General features: G+C 62.5%; 19 protein-coding genes and 2 tRNA genes. 2 read left to right on the top strand and 19 right to left on the bottom strand.

Features of this window, described 5'->3' with window-relative positions; genetic code table 11:
• Positions 1-328: 328 nt before the first annotated feature.
• From cysS to Q6E04_RS01835, 16 genes are all read right to left on the bottom strand, one after another.
• Positions 329-1,807, bottom strand: a complete 1,479-nt coding sequence (gene cysS, locus Q6E04_RS01910; protein WP_303249139.1) for a cysteine--tRNA ligase — start codon at positions 1,805-1,807, stop codon at positions 329-331.
• A gap of 472 nt (positions 1,808-2,279) precedes the next feature.
• The gene (ispF, locus tag Q6E04_RS01905; protein WP_303249138.1) at positions 2,280-2,771 is read right to left on the bottom strand and encodes a 2-C-methyl-D-erythritol 2,4-cyclodiphosphate synthase; all 492 of its coding nucleotides are present in this window, start codon (positions 2,769-2,771) and stop codon (positions 2,280-2,282) included.
• A gap of 27 nt (positions 2,772-2,798) precedes the next feature.
• Positions 2,799-3,656 (bottom strand): 2-C-methyl-D-erythritol 4-phosphate cytidylyltransferase, encoded by an 858-nt coding sequence (gene ispD, locus Q6E04_RS01900; protein WP_303249137.1) that lies wholly within the window; start codon positions 3,654-3,656, stop codon positions 2,799-2,801.
• An 83-nt stretch (positions 3,657-3,739) separates the two neighbouring features.
• Positions 3,740-6,316 (bottom strand): ATP-dependent Clp protease ATP-binding subunit, encoded by a 2,577-nt coding sequence (locus Q6E04_RS01895; RefSeq protein WP_303249136.1) that lies wholly within the window; start codon positions 6,314-6,316, stop codon positions 3,740-3,742.
• Between the two features lie 459 nt (positions 6,317-6,775).
• Positions 6,776-8,758 (bottom strand): lysine--tRNA ligase, encoded by a 1,983-nt coding sequence (gene lysS, locus Q6E04_RS01890; RefSeq protein WP_303249135.1) that lies wholly within the window; start codon positions 8,756-8,758, stop codon positions 6,776-6,778.
• Positions 8,759-8,952: 194 nt separating this feature from the next.
• Positions 8,953-9,420, bottom strand: coding sequence for a transcription elongation factor GreA (gene greA / locus Q6E04_RS01885; protein WP_303249134.1), 468 nt, complete (start codon positions 9,418-9,420; stop codon positions 8,953-8,955).
• Positions 9,421-9,535: 115 nt separating this feature from the next.
• The gene (gene tatA / locus Q6E04_RS01880; RefSeq protein WP_303249133.1) at positions 9,536-9,808 is read right to left on the bottom strand and encodes a twin-arginine translocase TatA/TatE family subunit; all 273 of its coding nucleotides are present in this window, start codon (positions 9,806-9,808) and stop codon (positions 9,536-9,538) included.
• A 63-nt stretch (positions 9,809-9,871) separates the two neighbouring features.
• Positions 9,872-9,948, bottom strand: a tRNA-Pro gene (locus tag Q6E04_RS01875).
• A 157-nt stretch (positions 9,949-10,105) separates the two neighbouring features.
• The gene (locus Q6E04_RS01870) at positions 10,106-11,356 is read right to left on the bottom strand and encodes a C40 family peptidase (protein WP_303249132.1); all 1,251 of its coding nucleotides are present in this window, start codon (positions 11,354-11,356) and stop codon (positions 10,106-10,108) included.
• A gap of 157 nt (positions 11,357-11,513) precedes the next feature.
• A complete protein-coding gene (locus tag Q6E04_RS01865; RefSeq protein ID WP_303249131.1) occupies positions 11,514-12,266 on the bottom strand; it encodes a peptidoglycan-binding protein in 753 nt (250 codons plus the stop codon).
• A gap of 16 nt (positions 12,267-12,282) precedes the next feature.
• A complete protein-coding gene (locus tag Q6E04_RS01860; RefSeq protein ID WP_303249130.1) occupies positions 12,283-13,323 on the bottom strand; it encodes a polyprenyl synthetase family protein in 1,041 nt (346 codons plus the stop codon).
• 225 nt (positions 13,324-13,548) lie between these two features.
• Positions 13,549-13,632 (bottom strand) — tRNA-Leu (locus Q6E04_RS01855).
• An 81-nt stretch (positions 13,633-13,713) separates the two neighbouring features.
• Positions 13,714-14,670, bottom strand: a complete 957-nt coding sequence (locus Q6E04_RS01850; protein WP_303249129.1) for a Ppx/GppA family phosphatase — start codon at positions 14,668-14,670, stop codon at positions 13,714-13,716.
• Between the two features lie 22 nt (positions 14,671-14,692).
• Positions 14,693-15,832: a septum formation initiator family protein gene (locus Q6E04_RS01845; RefSeq protein ID WP_303249128.1), complete on the bottom strand. Its 1,140-nt coding sequence runs from the start codon at positions 15,830-15,832 to the stop codon at positions 14,693-14,695.
• 211 nt (positions 15,833-16,043) lie between these two features.
• Positions 16,044-17,513, bottom strand: a complete 1,470-nt coding sequence (locus Q6E04_RS01840) for a basic amino acid/polyamine antiporter (protein WP_303249127.1) — start codon at positions 17,511-17,513, stop codon at positions 16,044-16,046.
• 246 nt (positions 17,514-17,759) lie between these two features.
• Entirely contained in the window at positions 17,760-19,712 is a 1,953-nt protein-coding gene (locus Q6E04_RS01835) for a leucine-rich repeat protein (RefSeq protein WP_303249126.1), read from the bottom strand.
• A gap of 180 nt (positions 19,713-19,892) precedes the next feature.
• Here Q6E04_RS01835 and Q6E04_RS01830 point away from each other — a divergent pair, with 180 nt between their 5' ends.
• Complete coding sequence (locus Q6E04_RS01830) at positions 19,893-21,419, top strand: VWA-like domain-containing protein (protein WP_303249125.1); 1,527 nt, start codon at positions 19,893-19,895, stop codon at positions 21,417-21,419.
• 96 nt (positions 21,420-21,515) lie between these two features.
• The gene (locus Q6E04_RS01825; protein ID WP_303249124.1) at positions 21,516-23,024 is read left to right on the top strand and encodes an ATP-binding protein; all 1,509 of its coding nucleotides are present in this window, start codon (positions 21,516-21,518) and stop codon (positions 23,022-23,024) included.
• Between the two features lie 125 nt (positions 23,025-23,149).
• Here Q6E04_RS01825 and eno read toward each other — a convergent pair whose 3' ends face one another.
• From eno to Q6E04_RS01810, 3 genes are all read right to left on the bottom strand, one after another.
• Entirely contained in the window at positions 23,150-24,445 is a 1,296-nt protein-coding gene (eno, locus tag Q6E04_RS01820) for a phosphopyruvate hydratase (RefSeq protein ID WP_303249123.1), read from the bottom strand.
• Between the two features lie 222 nt (positions 24,446-24,667).
• Positions 24,668-25,375: an energy-coupling factor transporter transmembrane protein EcfT gene (locus Q6E04_RS01815; RefSeq protein ID WP_303249122.1), complete on the bottom strand. Its 708-nt coding sequence runs from the start codon at positions 25,373-25,375 to the stop codon at positions 24,668-24,670.
• A gap of 105 nt (positions 25,376-25,480) precedes the next feature.
• Positions 25,481-25,873, bottom strand: a complete 393-nt coding sequence (locus Q6E04_RS01810; RefSeq protein WP_303249121.1) for a hypothetical protein — start codon at positions 25,871-25,873, stop codon at positions 25,481-25,483.
• Positions 25,874-25,916 lie beyond the last annotated feature (43 nt).

The raw sequence follows: 25,916 nt of genomic DNA, 5'->3' as shown, positions 1-25,916 counted from the left end.
AACCCCGCAAACAGGAGCCGGACGCACTTCAACCCGGCCATCGACAGAGGCAGCATAGTACACAAAGCCGATTCCGACAACGTACGAGGAGAGGGCCCGAAAACGAGCCCTCCCAAGAAAACCTCTGTCGAAACACCGCGCGCGATGCCGTGCGACCGACAGCGATTGTAATCCTCCTGCCGCAGTTGACTGGCAGCGGCTACGCAGTCACGAGCACGCGACCGACCGCAACCTCTCGGCCACAACCACCCGGCCACGACCGCAAATCTCGGCCACGGCCTCCCGGCTACCGCCCAGCCACCGCTGCACGGCTTACCGAGCGGAAACGCTACGCGCGCTTGATGCGGGCGCCTGCGTTGGTATCCTCGACCACCAGGCCCAGATCATTCAGGCGATCGCGGATGGCGTCGGCCTTGGCCCAATCCTTCGCGGCACGGGCTTCGGCGCGGGCGGAAAGCAGCGCCTCGGCGGCGGCTGCGATGTCGTCGCCCTCGAATCCGACCAACTCGGCGGCAAGGCCCGTCAGTTCGGCGGGAAGGTCGAGCTCCCTTCGAAGGGGAACCTCGATGCCCAGAATGGCGAACGCGCCCATGATGGAAGCGGCGCACACCACGGCAGCCTCCTCGTCGACGGCGCCCGCCGCCTGTTCGAGGTAGGTATTGGCCTCGGTGACCAGATTGAAGTAGGCGGCCAGGGCGCCGGCCGTGTTGAAATCGTCGTTCATCTGCGCCTCGAACTCGGCCGATGCGGCCTCGGTAGAGGCGATGAGCTTTTGCGCGGCGTCGGCGTCGACTACGGCGCCTTCCTCGACGTGATTCGCGGCCCAACGCAGGTTCTCCACGGCTGTGGCGATGCGGGCCAGCGAATTCTCGGCGCCCTCGAGACGCTCGTAAGAGAAATCGAGCGGCGAACGATAATGCGTCTGCAGCATGAGCAGGCGCAGCGCAGGTGCGGAATGCTCGTCGAGCACTTCTTTGAGCGTGTAGAAATTGCCGAGCGACTTGCTCATCTTCTCGCCGTCGACGCGCAGCATGCCCGTATGCATCCACGTGTTGACGAAGGGGACGTGCCAGCAGCACGTGGCCTGTGCGCATTCGTTCTCATGATGCGGAAACGCCAGGTCGCCGCCGCCGCCGTGAATGTCGATCGGGGTGCCCAAGTAGCGATGGACCATGGCCGCGCATTCGGTATGCCAGCCGGGACGACCCTCGCCCCACGGGGACGGCCAGCTCGGCTCGCCGGGCTTGGCGGCCTTCCACAGCGCGAAGTCGAGCGGGTCGCGCTTGTCTTCGTTCTCCTCGATGCGGGCGCCCACCATGAGGTCGTCGATCTTGCGACCGGAAACCTCGCCGTAGTTCTCGTCGCTGCGCACCGCGAAGTACACGTCGCCGTTATCGACGGCGTAGGCGTGGCCCTGTTCGATCAGGCTCTTGATCATGGCGATCATGGGGCCGATTTCCTTCGTCGCACGCGGGCGGATATCGGGGTCCATCACATTGAAGCGGCGCATCTGCTCGATAAACGCGTCAGAGAACTCGGCCGCCACTTCCTCGGACGTGCGGCCCTGCTCGTTGGCGCGGTTGATGATCTTGTCATCGACGTCGGTCAGATTCTGGGCGAACGTGACCTCGTAGCCGCTCGCGATGAGCCAACGGCGAATGACGTCGAACGAAAGGAAGGTGCGAGCGTTGCCGATGTGAATCTGGTCATACACCGTAGGGCCGCACACATACATACGGACCTTGCCCTCTTCGATCGGCACGAACTCGCGCTTCTCGCGCACCTGGCTGTTATAGATACGAATCATAATTCCTCCCGGAAATAACGTGACGAGCATGCGTCATGCTCAAGCAGTCCTGAGCTCGCACGCTCGGCATAACCATGCCGAGCGGCTCGTGCGGAACTGCGCGTGACACATGCCCGTCGCGTCCAGAATCCACATGGCCCTCAATAAACGCATTCGGGCAGCCAATGCATTCCACACCTGCGCCCAACCAACGTAAACACCCGCACATTGTAGCAAGTTCGCCTCGATGCAAGACGATCGAAGACTCGGCAAGCCGACCTTCATCGCAAAGGCACGCGAAGGAGCGAACGCCGCTTGCAACGCCCCGACCCCGCAGGGCCGAGATGCGCCTTGCTACAGCGCCCGAAAGCTTGCAACGGATCAGGTGCGTATCCTACGCGCAGTTCCGCATAAGTCTAAAGCCGCATCAAGCGGCTTTAGACTTATGCGGAACTGTTTGAGCATGGGATATGCGCCCGACCATCCGGAAAATCTAACATCGCTGCAGCAAAGCGACGGCTTGCGCCGAAATACCTTCTTCGCGGCCTTCGAATCCAAGATGCTCGGTCGTGGTGGCCTTCACGCCCACCGAATCGAGAGGAACCCCCATGGCGCGGGCCAGATTCTCGCGCATCGCGTCGCGATGCGGAGAAAGCTTGGGCGCCTGGGCCGAGATGACGCTGTCCACGTCGACGATTTCGAAGCCGAGCGAGCGCACATGCTCGGCCACCTTGGACAGCAGCACGAGCGAATCGGCGCCCGCATACGCGGGGTCGGTATCGGGGAACAGCTTGCCGATATCGCCCGCACGCGCCGCGCCGAGCAGCGCGTCGGAAATGGCATGCGCCAGCACGTCGGCGTCGGAATGGCCCAAGAGACCCTGATGATGCGGAATATCGACGCCGCCCAGAATGAGCTTGCGGTCGGGCGCGAACGCATGGACGTCGAAGCCCAGGCCGATACGCGTTTGGGAAACGTTCGTCACGATGGTCCTCTCTTAGAAGGCGGAAGCCTACTTGCCGATAGCGAGGCCGGCCGAATCGACGGCGGCCGAAAGCATCCTGTAGTCTTCAGGAACGGTGAGCTTGATGTTGTCGCGCTTGCCTTCCACCACGAGGACCTTGCCGCCCAGACGCTCGATCAACGACGAGTCGTCGGTGCCCACGAATCCGTCTCGCAACGCGGAGGCGTGGGCGCGGCGATACACGCCGCTGCGGAACACCTGCGGCGTCTGCGCGTTCCAGAACACGCGGCGATCGGGCGTTCCCACGATGCACCCGCCTTCGACCACCTTCAAGGTATCGACGGCGGGCGTAGCCACGATGGCGCCGTCGGCATCGACCATGCCTTTCAGGGTATTGATAGTATGAGAGATCAGGTCGGGAGACACGAGCGGACGGGCGCCGTCGTGCAGGATGACGTACTCGTATTCCTCAGGCACCAGCTCGAGGCCCGAGAATGCGCTCTCCTGGCGCGAACCGCCCGAAGGGGCAAGAACGAGCGGCGTGACGAACGAGAACGGGTCGATCGCACGCTCCCGGTATTCGTCGGCGCGATCCGAAGGACACACTACCACGATCAACCCGATGTCCTCGACGGCGTCGAATGCCGCCACCGACCAGGCCAAAATGGGACGGCCTGCAATCTCGACGAGCTGCTTGCCGCCCTCATGGCCGAAGCGCTCGCCCGAGCCGCCGGCCAGGATGATAGCCGCCGTCTTGGGGCTTTTGCCCACCGTGCCGGCATAGCGCGAGGCGGAAGCCTCGGATGCATCGCCGCCGAGCGTCATGGCCGACGCGATGTCGACCAGAACGGAAGGCAGAAAGACCGGGTCTTCGGGATATGCCTTGCTATCGTTGAAATCGCCCATGATTCCCCTTCCGTGAAAACACGCGGGGCGCCCTGCAGACAGACGCCCCGCGCACGGGCCCGAGCCCGTATTGCTTTGGTTGACTAGTCGGCTGCTCCGCCGCTCGATACGCCGCCGGAACCGCCGACGCCTGCATGGCCCAGATCGAACTGCGGAAGCAGCGATTCTGCTTCTCGTGCAATACTATCACGCTTTCGCGGCGCGGGAATCTCTCCCTCGCCGGGCGCGAACACGAGCTCGCCGTCCACCAGGTCCACGTCGATGACCGAACCCGCATGCCATTTGCCTTCCAGGATCTGCTCGGCGATCGGGTCTTCGAGCAGGCGCTGGATAGCGCGACGCAACGGGCGGGCGCCCATGGAGGTGTCCGTGCCTTCGTCGGCCACGTGTTCGCGGGCGGCCGGCGTCAGGTTGATGGTCATGTCCATGGCGATCAGGCGGTCGCGCAGGTCGGCCACCATAAGTTCGACGATCTGTCCGATCTGCTCGCGCGTCAGGCTCTTGAACACGATGATCTCATCGAGGCGGTTCAAGAACTCGGGACGGAAGAGCTTCTTCATCTCGCTCATCACGCGGCTCTTGATTTCCTTGTCCGACAGGCCGGTCTGCGAGTCGGGCGTGAATCCGAGCGGCGCGCTCTGGGCGATTTCGCGAGCGCCCACGTTGGACGTCATGATGATCACCGTGTTGCGGAAGTCCACCGAACGGCCCTGGGCGTCGGTCAGGCGACCCTCTTCGAGAATCTGCAGCAGGATATTGAACACATCGGGATGCGCCTTCTCGATTTCGTCGAACAGCACCACCGAATACGGGCGCTGACGCACCGCCTTGGTGAGCTGGCCGCCTTCGTCGAAGCCCACGTAGCCCGGAGGCGAACCCACCAGGCGGCTGACGCTGTGCTTCTCCATGTACTCGGACATGTCGAAGGTGATGAGCGCGTCTTCGGAGTTGAAGAGGAACTCGGCGAGTGCCTTGGAAAGCTCGGTCTTGCCCACGCCCGAGGGGCCGAGGAAAATGAACGAGCCGGCGGGACGCTTCGGGTCCTTCAAGCCGCTGCGGCTGCGGCGAATCGCCTTCGACAGCGCCGTGACCGCTTCTTCCTGGCCGATGATGCGCTCATGCAGCACGCCTTCCATGCGCAGAAGCTTCTCGGTCTCGGCCTCGGTGAGGTTGCTCACCGGCACGCCCGTGGACATGCTTACCACATCGGCGATTTCGGCCTCGGTGACCTCGGAGAGCGTGCGGTCGGCTTCTTCGGAGAACTTCTTCTCGGCCTCTTCGCGGCGCGCGACGATGTCTTTCTCCTGGTCGCGCAGCGCGGCGGCGCGCTCGAAGTCCTGACCGGAGATGGCCTCTTCCTTCTCGGTGCGCACGCGGCGCAGCTCGTCGTCGATATCGCGAATCTCGTCAGGCGGCAGCACGCGATTGCGGATGCGCATGCGCGCGCCCGCCTCGTCGAGCACGTCGATCGCCTTGTCGGGCAGGAAGCGGTCCTGGATATAGCGGTTCGACAGCGAAACCGCAGCGTGCAGGGCCTCGTCGGAGAAACGCACGTGGTGATGGGCCTCGTAGCGGTCGCGCAGGCCGTCGAGGATGCGCATGGACTGCTCTTCGTTGGGCTCGTTCACCATGATGGTCTGGAAGCGGCGCGCGAGGGCGGAATCTTTTTCCAGATGCTTGCGGTACTCCTCCACCGTGGTGGCGCCGATCACCTGGATTTCGCCGCGCGACAGGGGCGGCTTCAGGATGGCGGCCGCATCGATCGAGCCTTCGGCCGAACCTGCGCCGATGATGGTGTGCATCTCATCGATGAACAGGATGACGTCGCCTTCCTTGACGACCTCCTTGACAACCTTCTTCAGACGCTCCTCGAATTCGCCGCGATACTTGGAGCCCGCGACCAGGGCGGACACATCGAGCGTCACCAGACGCTTGCCGCGGATGATGTCGGGGACCTGATCGGCCACGATCAGCTGCGCCAAACCCTCGGCCACGGCCGTTTTGCCGACGCCCGGCTCGCCGATGAGCAGCGGGTTGTTCTTCTGACGACGCGAAAGCACCTGCATCACACGCTCGATTTCGGCGGCGCGGCCGATCACGGGATCGAGCTTGCCGTCACGCGCCTTGGCGGTGAGGTCGGTACCGAACTCTTCGAGCATGCTGGTATCGGACTGCTGCTGGTCGCCGCCGAAGAACGGCAGGCCCGCCGCCACGGGCGTGGGCTGGCCGACGAGGTCGTTCAGAGCGCCGCGCACCTTGTCGGTGGACACGCCCATCTTCTTCAGCGCGTCGATCGCTCCGCCCTCTTCTTCGCGCATGATGCCGAGCAGCAGGTGCTCGGTGGAAATGTAGCTCTGGCCCATCTGCATGGCCTCGCGCAGCGAGGTCTCGAGAATGCGCTTCACGCGCGGGCTGAAAGACAGATGCGCCGTGGGCTCTTCCGCCTTCGTCGCCTCGTTGAGCGCACGAACGGCTTCGAGGGCGCCCTCGTAGGTCACGCCGACGTGCTCGAGCGCCTGGGCGGCCATGCCTTCGGGCTCTTTCGCAAGGCCGAGCAGCAAATGCTCGCTACCCACGTGAGGCTGGCTCAAGGCACGCGCCTCTTCCTGGGCAAGCACGAGCACATGGCGCGCCTTGTCGGTGAATTTTTCGAATGCCATAAACGGCCCCGTTTCTCAAAGGTGACGACGCCCCGCAGCGCGAAAAGCTCGTGCCGCGCGGACGCGCCGGTCTTACAAACAGTACTCCATTGTATTTTCCGAACAATCCTAGCACTCATGCAAAATGAGTGCCAAGACATGAGGCCCCCGGTGCCGTTTCGTTACATCGCATCCACACGCTTCACGCATCGGACCCATACGAAAAGGGCCCGACCCAAAGAGTCGGACCCTTAGAAAGCGAGCCGTGCTGTGACCGGAAGCCGCAGCGACCCGGCGGATACAGCCGCCGCTCCCCCCAGGTCGCCGCAACGCAGGCGAGGGCGAAGCCGACGGAGCGAATCGCCGCGAACGAGCAGCGCCGCGTACTTCGGTACGCAAGCGACGAGTGAACGGCGAGACGCCCGTCCGATTCGCCCACAGCCGGACGACCCATCGTGTCGGCTGTCAAGCCGACACGACCTAATACAGCTTGGCGCCTGAGGGAATCGCGGAATCGAGCATGAGCAGGTTCAGGCGCTCCTCGCCCGCTTCCTCGTGGATGGCGGAAAGCAGCATGCCGCAGGAAGCGACACCCATCATCTTGCGCGGAGGCAGGTTGGTGATGGCCACGAGCGTCTTGCCCACCAGGTCTTCGGGCTCGTAGTACGGATGGATGCCGGAAAGGATCGTGCGGTCTTCGCCGGTGCCGTCATCGAGCGTGAACTGCAGCAGCTTCTTGCTCTTCGGAACGGCGATGCATTCCTTCACCTTCACCGCGCGGAAGTCGGACTTGCTGAACGTCTCGAAGTCGACCTCGTCGGCGAACAGCGGCTCGACGGCCACCTTGGAGAAGTCGATCGTCGGAACCTTGTTGGGGGCATAGATGCCGGCAGCGGCCTGCTCGTCGGACGCGACCTGGCCGTCCTGCCGGGCGCCGAGCTTCTTCTTGCCCTCGGGGCGCATGTGCGGGAACAGCAGCACGTCGCGGATGCTCGCAGAGTTCGTCAGCAGCATGACCACGCGGTCGATGCCGATGCCGATGCCGCCCGCGGGAGGCATGCCGTACTCGAGGGCGCGCACGTAGTCCTCGTCGTATTCCATGGCCTCGTCGTCGCCTTCGGCCTTCTCCTCCATCTGGCGGGCGAAGCGCTCGGCCTGGTCGACCGGGTCGTTGAGCTCGGAGAACGCATTGGCGTACTCATGGCCGGCGATGACCAGCTCGAAACGATGCGTCAGGCGCGGGTCTTCTTCGTTGCGCTTGGCCAGCGGAGAAACCTCCACCGGGTAGTCGCAGACGAAGGTCGGGTTCACGATGGAGTCCTCGCCGATTTCGTCGTAGATCTCGGCGATGATCTTGCCGGGGCCCCAGTCTTCCTTGACCTCGATGCCGTGCTTCTTGGCATGGGCGGCAAGCTCTTCGACCGGCGTATCCATGGTGACCGTCTCGCCCAAGACATCGGAGACGATTTCGGTCATGGGGCGGCTCGGCCATGCGCCGAACAGGTCGATTTCCTGATCCTGATACAGGATGGCGCCCTCCAGGCCCACGGCGCGCGCGGCCGCCTTGATGACGCCCTCGGCCAGCTCCTTCATGCCCTCGAGGTCGGAATAGGCGCGATACGCCTCCATGGTGGTGAACTCGGGGTTGTGCGTGAGGTCCATGCCCTCGTTACGGAAGATGCGGCCGATTTCGAACACGCGCTCGAAGCCGCCGACCAGCAGGCGCTTCAGATGCAGCTCGGTGGCGATGCGCAGATAGCATTCCTGGTCGAGCGCGTTGAAGTGCGTGATGAACGGCTTCGCGGTAGCGCCGCCCTGGATGGTCTGCAGGATGGGCGTCTCGACCTCCATGTAGCCGTCGTCTTCCATGTAGCGACGGAAAGCCGACAGGATGGCGGAACGCTTGCGGAAGGTGTCGCGGACGTCTTCGTTGACGATCAGGTCGACATAACGCTGACGATAGCGCGTTTCTTTGTCGGACAGGCCGTGGAACTTCTCGGGCAGCGGACGGACCGCCTTGGAGAGCAGCACGATTTCGCGCGGAGCGATGGACAGCTGGCCGCGCTGGGTGCGCACTACGACGCCCTCGACATTGACGATGTCGCCCAGGTCGAGACGGCCGAGCAGATCCCAATCGGACTCGGACGTGTCGTTGATGCGGCAAAACAGCTGGATATCGGCGGAGGGGTCGCGCAGGACCACGAAGACGATCTTGCCCTGACCGCGCTTCGCGATGACGCGGCCGCCGATCTTCACGACGTCTTCGGTATTCTCCCCGGCGGCCAGATCGGCGTAGTTCGCCTCGATATCGGCCGCGTAATGGGTGATTTCGGAGTGCTCCGGATACGGATTGGTGCCGGCATCGATATACGCCACGCGGGTGGCGAGGCGGCGGGCGCGCTCGTCGTTAAGCGTGCCGTCGTCTACAATGGCCTGCTCTTTTTCGGAAGTGGTTTCGCTCATCTGACATCCTTTATCGACAGAGTACAAAACGGTTCGTTCGAACATCAATGGGATTCTAACGTATAACGCCGCGCTTTCAGGATAGGCGGCGCATTATCGCAAATACGGCAAGAGCCAGCCGTCCTCCCGTGCCTGCCGCGAAGCGGAAGACGGGAAAGCGGCTGGCTCGCTACGATGCAAAAGCGATCGGGCTGTTACTGCTCGATCTTGACGATGGTCATCTCGACCTCGCGACCGGTGGGGCCGGTGGCAGTGATGACGTCGTCCTTCTTGTGGCCGAGAAGCGCGGCGCCCACGGGGCTCTCGTTGGAAATCTTGCCGGAGGCGACGTCGGCCTCGGCGGCGCCCACGATAGTGAAGGTGCGCTCGCGACCGCCCATGTTCACGACGACGGTGCTGCCGACGTTGACGCGGGAAGAACGCTTGGGAGCGGCGACGACGGTGGCCTCGGACAGGATCTGGTTGATCTCGGCGATGCGGGCCTCGACCATGCCCTGTTCGTTCTTGGCATCGTCGTACTCGGAGTTCTCGGAGATATCGCCGAACTCGCGGGCGACTTTGATGCGCTCGCCGACCTCGGCACGCTTTTCATTCTCGAGATAGTGGAGCTCCTTCTCGAGCTTCTCTTTTCCTTCAGGAGTAAGGATGTACTCGTTCGCCATCGTGCAACACCTAACCTAGAATTCGTGCGCCCATCGGCGCGCATTGCTGACTGAAACTAAAAAACGGTATGCCGACAACCGCAGGCATACCGTTCGAGTGCAAGATTCTTCGAGGTTACTCCTCGTCGGAATCGGCCGTGTTCGCAGTGGTCTTCTTCGCGGAAGAAGCAACCTTCTTTTTGCGAACGGACTTTTCTTCGACCTCTTCCTCTTCGTCGTCGAGGTCTTCGATTTCCTTCTTCGCACCGCCGCCCATGCCGTCACGCAGGTTCTTGACCGTACGGCCAAGCGCGCTACCGAGCTTAGGAAGGTTCTTCGGTCCGAAGATGAGAAGGGCAACAGCAAGGATGATAAGGAGTTCGGGCACGCCGAGTCCGAAAATTTTCATGTGTTTCCTCCATGGTATCGCCCGTAGAAACAACCGGGCATTCGATTGCGTTTGCAAAAAAGATGGTCGGGACGACAGGATTTGAACCTGCGGCCTCTGCGTCCCGAACGCAGCGCTCTACCAAGCTGAGCCACGTCCCGACATATCGCAAACAGCGCGCTTTATCTTAGCACACTTCCTAAAAAAGCAAAGAGGTTTTTTCGATCTTCTTGAAGAAAGATTCCTCGACCGCCCCTTGAACCGGAAGCATGATGAAAACGGGCGCGCCAAGGCGCGGCCGCACGAGCATCGAAGGCCCTACCAACGCAGAGCGCAATAGAACTGCTGGTAAGACGAATAGCACACCACCTGGCCGGGCTGCGGCGCATGGATGTAGCTTCCTCCGCCTGCGGCTGCGCAGATGCCGACGTGTCCGCCCGTGTACAGGACGTCGCCCGGCTGCGCCTGGCTCAGAGGCATCACATAACGTGCGGAGCCGTACTGGGCGCCCGTGGTACGACCGATGCTGTAGCCGGTGGCACTGTAGCAGTAGCTGGTCAGTCCGGAGCAATCCAGGCCGACGCCAGGCGTGGAGCCGCCCCAGACATACGGGACGCCGAGCTGCGTCTGGGCGACGCCGAGCGCCGCCGTATTGGGAACGCCGCCGCCGGAGGAAGACCCACCGCCGGAGTTGCCGCCCGACGAAGACCCACCGGAGGAAGACCCGCCGCCGGAAGAGGAGCCGCCGGAGGAAGACCCGCCGCCGGAGTTGCCGCCCGAAGAGGAGCCGCCGGAAGCATTGCTGCCGCCATTGGACGAACCGCCATTGGACGAACCGCCGGAGTTACCGCCCGAAGAGGAGCCGGCCTGCTGTTCGGTACGCTGCTGCGCCTGGAACTTAGCCGCTTCTTCGGCGGCCTTGGCCTCGGCCGCGGCTTCCTGTTCCTGCTTGACCAGGGCGGCCACTTCCGCATCGAGGGAATCGACCTCTGCCTGATACTGCGCGACAAGCGCCTCGGCCTCGGTCTTGATCGCCGACGCCTCGTCCATCTTGCGCTTCGCCGTATCGGCCTGCGCGGCGTACTCGACGCGCTGGGCCTCGTTGTCTTCGCGCAGCGTCTTGGTTTCGGAAACGAGCTTCGCATCGTTGTCGTTAAGCGTTTCGAGCGAATCCCAGTTCTTCAGGAAGTCGTCGAACGACGCCGAGCCGAGCAAGATGTCGAGAAACGTGGTCTGTCCGTTTCGGTACATGCTGCGAGCACGATCCCCGAGACGGCCCTGCAGCTCTCCGATGCGGACGTTGTTCTCATCGATCTTGGTCTGCGCGTCGTCCATCTTCGTTTTAGCGGTATCGTGCTCTTCAAGAGCGGTGTAATAATCGTCGGAAGCCTTGGAAAGCTTCGACTGCATATCGTCAAGCTTGACACGCACGGCGTCGGCCTCGGCCTGCTTGTCGGCAGACGTAGGCTCGGCGAATGCAATGCTCGGCACGGCCAGGGAAACGGCGCCGAAAGCGGCAGCGCCTCCCACGAACGCGCGCCTCGTCAGATGCATTTTCTGCTCAGCCATACAAGCTCCTTCTGGTAGATCGATCCTTTTCTAAAGGTCGCATAAAGCGTAACCATAGCAAAAAATCCCGTATGCGATGCTTCGAAAAGCGTTCGCGCACACATGGGCATCATAAGGCTTCCACATCGAGAAAGAAAAATCGCGGTCGTAAAACTATCTAGGAAAACGCCATGCAGAACGCATCGAGCAGCTGAATAGCGTCATGATGCGCCATACGGTCGATCTCCTCGGCGGCTGCGTCGCTTTTCGCAACGCCCGAAAGCTCGAGCGCGATGCGCAAAGGCGCCCCCTCCCCCGACTTCGCACGAGCAGCGTCGACGGCGGCGGAAATGCGCTTCGCAAGAGCCGAAGCGTCATCGCACAAAACGCGCGGAACCGATGCGTCCGTTTTATCGTCGGGACCCACGATATGCGCAAGCAGCATGTCGGCGTCGGGCGGAACCAGGAGCGTCTCGGCACTGACCATCTTGGAACGCGGATTGGTGGCCATGGCGAGATTCGACATGTACGACGCCACTTTGCGCGTGAACCCTTCGGTGCCGAACAGGCAGACCGCATGGTGCTCCAGTACGTCGGCGGCGCGGGCGAAGCCCATGTAAGCGCGTTCTTCGACCTGCGGCTTGTCCATCCAGGCGTTATGAAGATTGCGAAGGATCGCATAGGTGTTCACGCCGGCGATGCCGTCGGGAACCAGGCCCATGTTCAGCTGGAACTTGCGCAGCGCTCCTTCGGTGTAGGCGCCGAAAGTCCCGCTGACGCCGCCGCATGCGAATCCGAGGGCGCCGAGGGCCGTCTGCAGCTCCTCGACGTCTTTGCCGGTGAAGTTAGGGGTGCGCAGATACAGCAGGCGCTCGCCCAGCTCGAACTGCTCGCCTTCCTTATCCTGCCTATGGATGGTCTCAGAAATCATCGTTCGCTCACGCTTTCTACTTCAGGCGGTTCACGAAATAATCCGCCATGGAAATCAGCAGGTCACGCGCAGGGCTTGCCTCGAGCATGTCCATCAGGCGAACCTTCGAGACGCTCGTCAGGCTTTCCGCGTAGCTGCGCGCATACTCGATCGAACCGCATTCGCGCATGATGTCGACCGCTTCGGCGAGGACGGCCTTATCGGTCGTCTTGCTGGAAAGGATTTCGATCAGCCGGTCGCGCTTCGAAGAAGCCTGCAAGGCATGCACCACCATGAGCGTGCGCTTGCCCTCGGTGATATCGCTGCAGTAATCCTTGCCCACCACGTCGGCATCGCCTTCGATGTTGAGCAGGTCGTCTTGGATTTGGAATGCCAGGCCCGTGTCGAGGCCGTAATTGCGCAAAGCCTCGATTTCGGCCTCGGAACCTCCGCCGATGATCGCGCCGATGGCCAAGGGAACCGCGCCGGAGTAATGGGCGGTCTTATGCGTCGCCATGACCAGGTAATCCTCGGGAGTGATGTCGTAGCGCTCATCGCGCGCCCAGCCCAGGTCGAGCGCCTGGCCTTCGACCGTACGGCGAGTCATCTCGATGAGCTCGCTCACTACGCGAACTTTCACGGAGTCGCTCAGCGCGGGATCTTTGATAACGCTGCCGTTGACCAGGGACAAAGCAAGGTCGCCTGCGTTGATGGCGATGCCGAGGCCCTGCGTCAGGTGCAGGCAGGGCTCGCCGCGGCGCAACGTGGCCTCGTCGGCGATATCGTCATGAATCAAAGCCGCAGTATGGAAATGCTCGATCGCCGATGCGGCGGAAACCGCGAGGCGCACATCGCCGCCCACGGCGAGGCACGCGGCGAAGCAAATCAAGGGACGATGGCGCTTGCCGCCATTCTGGCTGTAAACGAACAGAGGGTCGTAAAGATACTTGTCCATATCGGCATGGGTGCCGCGGGGAATATAGGTGTTCACCAGCTCGCCGACCACGCCCGCATAGGAATCGAGATACTCCTCGAACGTCGTCGGAGGGTTCTCGATAGCCTCGAAAAGCTGCTCCATGCTTGCATTCCTCAATTCGGCTGCCGTCATAGCTCGCAACCCTTTCCATCGTCTGTCCTGCATCGCCCGCCCCGAATGGGATGCGGGCCCGCGCCGTGCAAGGCTGCGTTCCTCGCGGAAAAGACGACCCTTCCGCGAACAAGCAGCGCTGCACGCGCCTATATCGAACCTTCGCCGTCGGACGAAGGCCCTCGAATCGATTCCGTGCAAATCGTTCGGTCGCTTTGGTAGGAGCGGTGGGATTCGAACCCACAAGACCGAAGTCGGAAGATTTTAAGTCTCCTGCGTATGCCATTTCGCCACGCTCCCGTATGCACGACCATGCGCTCGGCGCACAGGTTTTCATGATAGCAAAAGCGGTTTTTGCTCGCGCGAAGCCATGAAACGAACTTATTCGGCCGATCCGCGGGCGGCGTCGAGCACGATGCCCATCAGGATATCGCTTTCGCTTGCCGTGAAAGCCTCGACGCCCGCAAGGTCCATGACCGCATCCAGAATGAGAGCGCCAGCGGGAAACACCCCGGCCCGTTTGGGCTGGATGCCCGGAACCTGCATACGGTCGGCGAGCGCCATGCGGCTGAGACGTGTTCTGACGTCATCGAACTGCTGCCTGCTGACCAGGGCCTTATGCACCTTCGAAGAATCGTAAGGCACGAGCGCGTCCCGTACGGCCACCACCGACGTCGGCGTGCCCGCAACGACGACAAGACGGTCGACATGCAAATCCGCATCGGCGAAGAAAGGAGCGAGCTCTTCGGCCGCCCAGGCGCGAGCCTCGGCGTATTCCGCATCGCTCGGCGGATCGCCATGCAAGAAACGCTCCGTCATGCGACGGCAGCCCACATTGAACGAACGGAACGAACGCATCGAAACCTCAGGTACCAGAGCGCCCGCAGGAGCATCGGCGCGGCCGAGGGCGAGCTCGGTGGAGCCCCCGCCGATATCGGCGAACAAAAGGTTCTCGCCGCGAAAATCATTCGAGGCGCCGAGAAACGACAGCTCGGCTTCGCGATTGCCCGGGATCACCGACAGATCGACGCCGACGGCATGCAGGCGACCGACGAACTCATCGGCATTTTCCGCATCGCGGCTCGCGCTCGTGGCCAACGCCGTCACGCGGTCGACGGGCGTTTGCGCGTCGCATTCATCGATGAGCTTTTTATACGAGCCGACCGCATCGACGGTGCGCTCGATCGCCTCGGCGGCAAGACGGCCCGTGGCGTCGACGCCGACGCCCAAGTCGGTGATCGTACTGCGGCGAAGCACCGTTTGCACGCCCGCAGCGTTCACATCGGCAACCAGAAGACGGCTCGTTACCGTTCCGATATCGATGGCGGCGATACGCATGGCGAATTCCTCTCTTAGAAACCTACGACGCTGCGGCGCCGTCCGTTGACGGCTGCTCGGCGGCGACATCGCTCACGTTCGACATATCGGTGTTCTCGGGCATGACTTTGGCGGGGTCGACATAGCCGAACAACACGTCGAGCATCGGAGAATACCAGGTTTCCGGGGCGGGAACGCTGCCGCTTTTCACCTGGGCGATCAGCTCGTCTTGCGCGGTGCCTTTCTCGTCGCCCAAGCCGCGAACGACGCCCGCCACCTGGCCGTCGTAAACCCATCCGAGCTCTTTATGCGCGGCGTCTTCGATGCCTTCGTCGGTCTTGAGATATTCGAGCTGGCTTTCGATGGCCTCGTTGCGCGCCGAAAGGGCGTCGTACTCGGCCTGCAGGCGCGATTGCTCGCGAGTTTCCAGGTAATAAGTCTGCGCCGCGGGATAGAGCAGAACCAAAGCGAATACGAGGCATGCGGCGATGCCCGCAAAAACGGCGAGCGGCGACGTGGATGTGCGCGGCGTCTTGGCGCTGCGCGCCGACGAGCGACGAGCGTCCGAAGACGAGACGACGCGACCCGATTCCAAATCGGAGAACGCACGCTTATGGGCCTTCCCCATTTCGCCTTTGTACACCGCCGCACGGGATGCGTGCGGCGAAGGCGCAGGATCGTCGGACCCGAATTGCTTGAAAAACAGGCGGTCTGCCTTCTGTTTGGCCTTGGCCCTGCGCTTGTCGTAAGAGCGCTGCGTGCGCGACGGCGTACCCGACGTCCGCTCGTCGGCCCCTTCGTACACTTCGACCGCAGGACGCGAAGCGCGCGGACGGTCGACGTCGAACGAGTCGGACGGATCGCCCGATGGTACCGAAGAAAACCCGCGATCCCCACGCGACGGAATGCCGCCGAGGCGGATATCGCGAGACGAACGGGGCAACGACGGCAGGGCAGGCGAAGCCGCGCGAACGCCGTACGAAGAAGACGCGTAACCGCCCATGCCCGTCAAAGGACGCGAAGGAGCCGCGACATCGAGGGAGGCATAGCGCCTCGAACCATCGCCGTATGCATCCCCCACTGCACGAGCCGTCTCGACGATGGCAGGACGAGAAGAACGCGTCGACGCCATGCGCCGTGCGTCATCGAAGGGAATGATGTTGGCGTTGCCGCTTCTTGCCATGAAGAATTGCGCTCCTTGGGGCAGGGATAATGCGTTTCCGTCGGTCGATTCACGATGCGCTATGAAAGCTGTTGGCATAGTATCACAACGGCCGGGGTCGCTTTCATGCAAGGGCGGTCTCGTCACGACGACACCACGCATGAGAAAACCCGCCGGAGCGGGCTCTCTCGAACGATTATCGAATTAGGGTCGGGGCCGTGTCGCCGGCCGTTTAAATCACGCTGATCTGACCGGTGAAGATCATGACGAGGCTCACGACGAAGAAGATCACGATCGCAGCAGCGACGACCTTGTCGACGGTCTTCGGCAAGATGGCCTGGCCGCGTTCCTTCTGGCCGTACAGATACAGCAGGATGCCGGGAGCGAACAGGATCGTGGTGATCATAAGGCCCGTCAAGCCACCCGCATAGATCAGGAACAGGCTGTAGAAGAAGCCGACGAATCCGATGACTCGATAGAACCACACGGTCTTGGCGCTCTGGCCCGCGAAGCCGTCCTTCTTCACCGCGCAAACGAACAGATAGAAGGTGCTGAAGAAGTACGGAATCAAGATCATGGACACCGACACGCCGTAGAAGAACTGGTAGGTCTGCTCGGAGAACAGGATGATCACCAAGAAGGCCTGGACGATCAGGCAGGTGATGGTGCAGGTGACGATAGGCGCGCCGTTCTTGTTCTTCTTAGCGAAGATCTTCGGGAACACGCCCTGCTCGGCGGCTTCATGCGGGCACTCGGACGCGATGATGGTGTAGCCCAGCATGGCTCCCAAAAGCGAAAGCGCGACGCCGAGATTCACCAATGCGGCGCCCCAGGGACCGACGACGGCTTCGAGCACGCCGGCCATGGACGGATTGGGCAACGCGGCAAGCTCGGCACGCGGCATGACGCCCATGGAAAGAATGGATACGATCAGGTAGATGGCAAGAATGCCGCAGAACGCGATGATGGTGGCGCGACCGACGTCTTTGCTGTGCTTCGCGCGGCCGGAGATGGCCACGGCGCCTTCGATGCCGAGGAAAATCCAGATGCTCACGCCGACAGTGCCGACGATCTGGTCCCACAAGGCGGGGCCGTCAGGCTCGCCCCAGAAGTTCTCCATGAAGATGGCGGGATCGAAATTCATCGAGAAGATGATCGCCACGATGGCCACGAACAGCGGAACGAGCTTGGCGATCGTAGTGATGATATTGATGCTCGCGGCCTCTTTCACGCCGCGGCAGACCAGCGCCCAACACACCCAGACGATCAACGAGGCGCCGATCACCGATACGAGGTTGTTGCCCTCGCCGAACACGGGGAAGAAAAACGACAGGCTGGCGAACAAGAGCGTGGTGTAGGAGACCGTCGCCAGAAGGGCGCTGATCCAGTAGCCGTACGCCGAGTTGAAGCCCATGAATTCGCCGAAGCCGGCACGGGCATAGCTGTAAATGCCGCCGGTAAGCTCAGGCTTGAACTTGTTCAAAGCGTAGAAGCACATCATCAGGCAGAACACGCCGATGCCGCACACGAGCCAGCCGATGAGCACTGCGCCCGTGTTAGCTCCTGCCGCCGCCATATCGCCCGCCATCGTGAAGACGCCGCCGCCAATGACGGCCGTGATCACCGCTGCGATAAGGTGAGGAAGTGAGAGTCCGTTTGGGTCGTTGACCTGGTCGGTGCGGCCCGATGCGAGGTTCGACATGGCAACCTGCTTTCTTCTGGGAACCCATAGCCGCGGGAAACGGCCCCGCGACGTTCCTAAACAGGATACCCCCAAAACGTCTCCAAATGTTCAACACAATGTCGGCGCCCGATTCATTTTCGTGCAAACGTGATGATTATTTTTTAAAACTTCCTGTTCATTGATGCCGAATGCGAACAAAAAATAATTTTTTACAAAATGGCTTCAAAAGGAAGGAGGGCGCCGCCGAGCCCTCCTTCCTCGCCATTACAGCGCGAAACGCGAGCGAGACGTCGCCCGTTCGCCGCTCGCCTTGCTCTTGCGGCGATGCTCCTCCATCAGATACAGCACGCAGTCGGTGCGGTTGCACGAACGCAGCAATTCGATCTGCTCGTCGAACGATTCGTCATCGATGAATCCCGCCGCCAGCAGCGCCGCCACCTCGTCGCGCTCCCCGTCGCGGGCAACGCGCATGCGCGCCTCGGATGCGCGCTCTTTCAGTCGTTCGACCAGCGCATTGCGCACCGCTGTCGACGGAACATGCGGATCGGCGATACGATGGATGATCGCGCCCAGACGGTCGGGCAAGTTCTTGCCAGACAACAGCAACTCGTCATAGGCGTCGTAGTCGAAGGGAACTTCCCCGCTTCCGGACGCGTCGATGAAGCAGCTCAGGAGCTGGTCGGCCGACACATGGACGACCGAGCCCGTGCTCTCGAGACGGCATGTCGCGTACTCGAAGCACCCCTCGCCGATGCTCGTTACGCTGCGCGGAATCGACACGGGCGTGGAAAACAAGCGGGAACAGAAGCAATGCGCGCCGATCGCATGCAGCCCTTCGGGCAGAACGAGGCGCTCGGTGCCGCGGCAGGCGTTGTCGCGCTCGATCGTACGCACCGTCGCAGGAAGCGAAAGCGTTGCGGGCGCATACGGCAACGCCCTCACGCCGATACGCACGAGCAGGCGGCCCTGCACTTCGGCGGGAAGGGAAAGGGCACGGCGCACCGGAGGCGCGGGAGCCTTGATGGCCGCGGACGGGGCCAGATCGCCCATGCCCGCATGGCGCACGGCCGCCGCTTCGGCAAAGCGTTTCGAAATGGACTTCGGCGCGGCAGGACCCGCCACCAGGACGGCGCCCTCGTCGTCGAAATCGTAGAAGCATTCGTCGTGTTCGACCACCCGCTCGCTCGCCAAACGCACGCCGCGCGCATGAAGCGGCGCGACCGCAGGGGCCTCGTCGGGGAAAATCCATACGGCATCGTCCCATTCGCGGGCGGCCACGCGCGCAAGCGACGCGGGCGCATGCACCACGTTGGGTTGCGCGCAGCCGGCGCAGAATGCCGAGCCGCCTATCTCCTCGACGCCCTCGGGCACCGTCATGCGCTCGTCATACGGCGGCGCAGCGAACACCAGGCGCGCTCCCTCGTTATCGAACAGGCTTCCATCACGCGCGCTATAGCGCCCGTTGCGCTCGTCGACGGAATACGCGCGGCTCCCCAAGCGCGGCGACACGCCCGCCAGATCGCACGGCTGCTCGCCCATGTGCTCGAGCCCGGCACCCAGATGGATGCAGCCGGCCGAAACCGCCGAGAACGCCGATGCGTCGATCCGCTTCACGGTGTCAGGCACCACCATCAGCCGCACTCCGACGCCCTGCACGAAACGACGCGCGAACGCTTCGGCGGTCACGCGCACGATCGGAACGCCTTCGACCGAGGCGGGCAGCACCGCCGTAACGTGGTCGGAGCCGATCGCTTTCGCCAAGCGCTTCAGGTCGAAGCCCACCAAGGCGTAGCCGTCGTCCTCGCGACGGACGGCCACGATGTCGCTCAGGTCGGACGCGTCGCCGCCCGATACGCGCGGGGCCAAAACGGCGCTGCTTTCGGGACGCGCCAGATCGCTTCCCGCCATGGCGCGATCGAGCACGGCATCGAGTTCTTCGCGTTCGATGCCCATGCTGCGCGCGCCCGAGTAAATCAGGCCGATTTCCTGCGCAGGCAGCATCTCGTTGGCAGGGGCGCGACCGTCGGCGCGGGCCGACGAAACCCACTCCTCGTACGGAAGAAGCTGCGGTGACCACACCTCGCCTTCGCGGGCACGCGCCGCATCGCGCACGTCGGCCTCGTCCGCGCGCAGGTGGCGCGGGCGGGCGACCGCGGCGGCGATGAGGTCTTCGACAGCGGTTTCTTCATCTTCGAAAACCAGAAAATCGCACGTCATAGGAGCTCCTTCCCCGAGCAGAATACGGCTTGGCCGCATTGTCGGCGACGGTTGTTTACCGGCGTTTCGCCCCATGCTACACTGCGCCCTGGAGTTAGGGCAAGCACGCCCCGCGACCTTCCGAGAAGCGGACGCGGCGGGCTGCTTTCAGCCCGCAAACGTCTCTCGATGGGAGCGATTATGGCAACCGAAACCGTCGACGCGCTTGCCGTCCAGGCGCTCGACCTCGCCAAAAACGCGCTGCTCGTACGACTGCGCTTCATGAACGCCGCCTTCGCCCGCCTGCGCCCCCTGCCGGTACCGGGAGCCACGCTTGCGACCGACGGCGCCTACATCCGCTTCGATTCCGCCTCGTTCGCACGCAGCTACGCCGCCGAGCCCGCATTCGCCGCCCATGCGTTTCTGCACATGACGCTGCACAACGTGTTCCTCCATCTGTATACCGACGCGCGCGTCGACGCGCTGCGCTGGGATACCGCCTGCGACATCGCCGTCGAACACGTCATGGCCCAACTGGACATCCCCGCCGCGCGTACCGAAGCCGTGGCACGCCAGCAAGCCACTATCGCTGAGATAGAAGCTAACCTGAATATCATTACAGCCGAAACTATATATAGGTATCTTGTTGATACCGTTACTGATGACGAGCGCGTCGAAGCCATGCGCAAACCGTTCCTCGTCGACGACCATGCGCCTTGGCACGTGATGGCTGCCGAAGAGGCCGAGAAATCGAAGGACCCCGAGAGCAGCCGCGTCGAAGAAAACGACACGAAGCGCACCGACGCCGCCACCGAAGCGGCCCAGGACGGCACCGACGCGGAGCTTCCCCAGGACGCCGACAAGCGCGAGAAGAGCCATTCGTCGCGTCGCGGCCTGAAACAAGAAGACATCGCGCAGAAGGAAGCGCCCGAAAACGCCGCCGAGGCGATCGGCAAGCGCTTCGCCGACACGGTGAACCTCGACCGCTCGCGCGACCAATGGAAAAACGCCGCCTACGAGATGGGCGTGCAGCTCGATACCTACGTGCAGCTCTGGGGCGTCGAGGGGTCCAACCTGTCGATGAACCTGCGGTCCGTCACACGCGAAAAGCAGGACTACCGCGAGTTCCTGCGCAAGTTCGCGCGCATGGGCGAACATATGCGCATCAACGACGACGAATTCGACTATGTGTACTACTGCTACGGCCTGTCGCGCTACGGCAACCTTCCCCTGATCGAGCCCCTCGAGTACAGCGAAGAGAAGCGTGTGCGCGATTTCGTGGTAGCGATCGATACGTCGGCATCGACGAAAGACGGGCTTGTGCGCAAGTTCATCGAGAAGACCTATTCGATCCTGTCCGACGAAACCGGGTTTTTCGCCGATATGAATGTGCTGATCATCCAATGCGATGCCGAAATCGCCGATGTCACGCACATCGGTTCGTTGTCCGACCTGGAACACTACCTCGACGACCTCGAGATCAAGGGGCTCGGCGGAACCGACTTCCGCCCCGTGTTCTCCTACGTCGATGCCGCCCTCGAACGCGGCGAATTCACCGACCTGGCAGGACTTATCTATTTCACCGACGGACAGGGCACCTACCCCTCGCGCAAGCCCGACTACGAAGCGGCGTTCGTCTTCGTAGACGACGATGCAGGCGTGACCGTGCCCGTCTGGGCCATGAAGGTCGTTCTCGAAGAGAAGGCGATCATCGACGACCCCCTTTAGAAACCGCATATGGGCGATACATACGATCGTCCGCCGACCAAAACCGCATGAGGCCGCATCGCCCATAGAGCGCCCCGGCCTCACGAAGGAGGACCCATGAACATCAGCCAAGCGAAGAAGCAGATCGAACGCTCCATGAGGGCGTATTTCGCCAAAGACGAATTCGGCGATTACCGCCTGCCCGTCAACCGCCAGCGTCCGGTGTTTCTGATCGGCGCCCCCGGCATCGGCAAGACCGCGATCATGGAGCAGATCGCCCAGGAGCTCGAGGTAGGCTTCGTCTCGTATTCCATGACGCATCATACCCGTCAAAGCGCGCTGGGCCTGCCGTTCATCGCGCGCAAGACCTACGGCGGCGTCGAATACGACGTGTCCGAATACACCATGAGCGAAATCATCGCATCGGTCTACGACTCCATGGAAGCCACGGGCAAAAGCGAGGGCATCCTGTTCTTGGACGAAATCAACTGCGTGTCCGAGACGCTGACGCCCGCGATGCTGCAGTTCCTGCAGTACAAGGTATTCGGCCGCCACCGCATTCCCGACGGCTGGATCGTGGTCACCGCAGGCAACCCGCCCGAATACAACCGCACCGTGCATGATTTCGACATGGCGACCTGGGACCGCCTCAAGCGCATCGACGTCGAGCCCGATTACCAAGCGTGGCGCGACTATGCCGTGCAGACCGGCGTGCACCCCGCCGTGCTCACCTACCTCGACATCGAGCGCGGCAACTTCTACCGCGTCGAGACCACCGTCGACGGCATGTCGTTCGTCACGGCGCGCGGATGGGACGACCTGTCCTCGATCATCAAATTGTATGAAGAAGAGGGGCTGCCCGTCGACGACCTGCTCATCGGCCAATATGTGCAAAACCCCGAAGTGGCCAAGCACTTCTCGGTATATTACGAGCTGTTCTCCAAGTACCGTTCCGATTACCGCATCGACGATATCGTCGACGGCAAGGCCGACGAATCCATTCTCGAGCGCGCACGCAAAGCGGCATTCGACGAGCGCGTCTCGCTTATGGGCCTGATCGTAGACGCGCTGATCGCTCGCGTACGCGAGGCCGCCTGTGAAGAACGCGCGGCAAGCTTCGTGCACGACCAGCTGGCGGCGCTACGCGACGAACTGGAAACGGCAGGCGTCGTCGATGCTGCCGAGAAGGCGGGCGAATGCGCAGCGGCCATCCGCGCCAAACTCGCCGCAGAAAAGGAAGCCGGGCTGCTCACCGATGAAAAGCGTTTGTCCTACGAACGCGCCGCCACGTTGCTCGAAGACGCGGTGCGTGCGGCAGGCGGCGAGGCGCTGACGTTCGACGACCTTAAAGAGCGCTTCGGTTCGCTGCTCGATGCCCTCGATATCCTCATCGATGCCGCGGCCGCCGCGCTCGACGCCGTGTTCCGCTTCGTCGAAGACGCCTTCGGCGACGGCCAGGAAATGCTGCTGCTGATCACCGACCTGTCGGTCAACCGCCACAGCATGGCCTTCATCAACGATCACGGCTGCGACCGCTACTTCGCGCACAATGAGAAGCTGCTGTTCCACGAGCGCGGCGGCGACCTTGCCGAACGCATCGGCAGGCTGAATCTCGACGAAGAATAGACGCGCGCGTTTCCCTGCATGAGAAAGGCTCCCCATGGGGAGCCTTTCTCATATTCGCGTCGCAAACAGACATCGAAACGCGGAGATGCCCGCCGAAACGACGGGCATCCGGAGTCACGCGCTTGTTATGCGCGGTCGATATTGTAGAACGCGTCCATGCCCGCATAGCGGCCGGACTCGCACAGCTCCTCCTCGATGCGGATGAGCTGATTGTACTTGGCGATGCGGTCGGAACGGCAGGGAGCGCCGGTCTTGATCTGGCCGGCGTTGCAGGCCACGGACAGGTCGGCGATCGTGGTGTCCTCGGATTCGCCGGAACGGTGGCTCATGACGCACGCGTAACCGGCCTGCTTGGCCATCTGGATAGCCTCCATGGCCTCGGTCAGGCTGCCGATCTGGTTCACCTTCACCAGGATGGCGTTGGCGACGCCCAGCTCGATGCCCTTCTTCAGGCGCTCGGAGTTGGTGACGAACAGGTCGTCGCCGACCAGCTGCACGCGCTTGCCGATACGGTCGGTCAGAAGCTTCCAACCGCCCCAGTCCTCCTCGGCCATGCCGTCCTCGATGGAGATGATCGGGTACTTGTCGACGAGCTTCTCCCAGTAGTCGACCATTTCCTCGCTGGTGTACTCGACGCCCTCGCCGGCGAGAACGTACACGCCGCGCTCGGCGTCGTAGTACTCGGTGGAAGCCGGATCCATGGCGAACATGATGTCGGAACCGGGCTTGTAGCCTGCCTTCTCGCACGCCTCGGCGATGTATTTCAGCGGCTCCTCGTTGGTCTTAAGGTTCGGAGCGAAGCCGCCCTCGTCTCCCACGCCGCCGCCGAGGCCCGCGTCATGCAGGACCTTCTTAAGCGTGTGGTAGATTTCGGCACACCAGCGCAGACCCTCGGCGAAAGAGGGGGCGCCCACGGGCATGATCATGAACTCCTGGAAGTCGACGTTGTTGTCGGCATGCACGCCGCCGTTGAGAATGTTCATCATGGGCGTGGGAAGCAGGTTCGCGTTCACACCGCCGACGTAGCGGTACAGCGGCATCTCGACAGACTCGGCTGCGGCGCGGGCAGCGGCCAGAGAAACGCCCAGGATAGCGTTGGCGCCCAGACGGCCCTTGTTCGGGGTGCCGTCGAGGTCGATCATCTCGGCATCGAGAGCGCGCTGGTCGAGCGCGTTCATGCCGATCACGGCATCGGCGATTTCCTCGTTGACGTTGGCAACGGCCTTCGTCACGCCCTTGCCGAGGTAGCGGTCGGCGTCGCCGTCGCGCAGCTCTACGGCCTCGAAAGCGCCCGTAGAGGCACCCGAGGGCACGATAGCGCGAGCGAAGGACCCGTCGTCAAGCGTGACTTCCACTTCCACGGTCGGATTGCCACGGGAATCCAGGACTTCGCGGCCGTACACGTCGAAGATGATGCTCATGAAGATTGCCTCCTCGGTCGGTTTCACGCGGCATGTTCGCATTCATGCCGCAACGAAGACGGCGCGGGCGCGCCGTATAAACAGGGTGATTGTACCGGGTTGTGCGTATAACGAAGGCAAGCGGCTGGCAAGCGTGGCAGGAGCCGCTTCGACCGGCATGGTTTGCGCGCCGCTCCGCGCCGCGAGACGGCCCGACCGCCGCGATGCCGGCCGAAGAACGCCCTACAGAAAGACCGCCACGGCCATGCAGGCCAACGAAACGGCCGCCGCCGCAAGCACGTCCGTCGCGCACAGTCGCTCGTCGCCATGCAGACTCGTGCGACGGGCTCCCCCGCCGTAACAGCGGGCTTCCATGGCCTGAGCCAGCACCCCTGCGCGATGGAACAGCCCCACCAGAATCGGAACCAGAACGCTTCCCCAGCATTTCACACGCTCGACCACGCCGCCTTCGTCAAGCGCTGCGCCGCGGGCGCGCTGGGCATTCGAAACGCGCTGGAACTCATCGAGACTTACGGGAATAAACCTGATGGCGATCGAAAACATGGTCGCGATGTCATCCACAGGAACGCGCACAGAGCGCAACGGCGCAAGAAACGACGCGAATGCGCGCACGAGCCGCGTATCGTCGTAGGAAAACGCCACGCACAACGTGGCCAATGCCAGCAGCAGGATGCGCAGCGCGTAATAGAAGCCTTCGCCTATTCCCTGCGGAATATGGGCGAGTACCGTGAAAGCCAGTATGACGAGCAACGGTACGATACCTTTGAGCATCAAGACCACATTCACACGAGCGAGCGCCAAGACCGCCGCAAGACCCGCAGCAAGCACGCCCATGGCAAACCAGGACCGGGCCACGAAAAGCGCGATCGAATAAAAGAGCACCGCGACGATAGCCATGCGCGCATCGATTCGCATATGGCGAGCAGCCACGCGACCAGTTCGGATATGTTGAGATTCAGACATGCGTTCCAGTATAAAAGAAAGGGGCATACCGCCCCTTTCTTATCATGCGTTCTCTACGATGCCGCAAGCGAACTATTCTTCGACAGCCGCCTCCTCGGCGGAATCCTTCTTGGCAATGCGCTCGACGGTCGCCTTCGCGGCCTCGGCCGCACGATCGCCCATCTCCTTAGTCAGTTCGACCGACCTGTCGGCGATCTGGGACGTGGCGTCCATGACATGCTCGGCGACCTCTTTGCGAGTTTCCATGGCGCGATCGGCGGCGGCCTTCGCTTCGTCGATCAGCACGGGAATATTCTCGCGCGTTGCGTTCGCCATTTCCTCGCGCTTCGCACGCGCGCTCTCCACTACGGCCGGCGTCTGCTCCTGAATGACGTCGATGACTTTATCGCCCGCTTCCTTCATTTCGCTCGCCAGTTCCTGAGCCTTATCGATGGCATCATTGATCAGCTTTCCGATCTCGGACATGACGCCCTCCTCTCCGCATCGAGGCGCACGCCCTGAGCGCACC

The organism is uncultured Slackia sp. (assembly GCF_959608125.1).
Classification (GTDB): domain Bacteria; phylum Actinomycetota; class Coriobacteriia; order Coriobacteriales; family Eggerthellaceae; genus Slackia.
Note: the sequence above shows the minus strand (reverse complement) of the source record. Positions and strands in the feature narration are given on the sequence as shown.